The sequence below is a fragment of the Methylobacterium crusticola genome (assembly GCF_003574465.1).
GTDB classification, from domain to species: domain Bacteria; phylum Pseudomonadota; class Alphaproteobacteria; order Rhizobiales; family Beijerinckiaceae; genus Methylobacterium; species Methylobacterium crusticola.
Genome location: NZ_QOWC01000525.1, coordinates 1 through 482 on the forward strand (window position 1 = coordinate 1; position 482 = coordinate 482).

The following is a 482-nucleotide window of genomic DNA, read 5'->3' on the forward strand; positions in this document are numbered from 1 at the left end:
CGCCCGCCGCCAGGGCCTCGGCGGCCGCGATGCCGGCGGCGAGCGGGGTGCCGCCGCCCCCCGGCAGCCCGGCGAGGCCGCGCCGCGCCCGCACGAGCGAGCGGGTCGGCGGCAGGACGAGCTCCGCCCCGCTGCCCCGGAACGCCACCAGGGCCACGCGGTCGCGGCGCACGTAGGCCTGCGCGAGCAGGAGCTCGACCGCGCCCTTGGCCTCCGCCAGGCGTTCCAGGGCCGCGGAGCCGGAGGCGTCGACCGCGAAGATCGTGGTGGTCTCGGTCCGGTGCACCAGGCGGCGGATGCGGATGTCGCCGGGCTCGACGCGGATCGGGCGGGCCTCGTCGCGGCCGCGCAGGCGCTGCCAGGGCGCGGCGGCCCGCAGGGTCTCGACGAGGGCGATGCGCCCGGTGCGGGGATCGCCCGGGCGGGTGCCGGCGGGCCGCCCCCGGCGCGCCTGGAGGGCCGCGGCGCCGGCCCGGCCCGCG

General features: G+C 83.0%; 1 protein-coding gene. It reads right to left on the reverse strand.

All coding sequences use genetic code 11. The features are described from left to right. Positions 1 to 482 (reverse strand): VWA domain-containing protein (locus DT057_RS35195; RefSeq protein WP_128566586.1); only part of this gene is annotated, 482 nt, incomplete at both ends.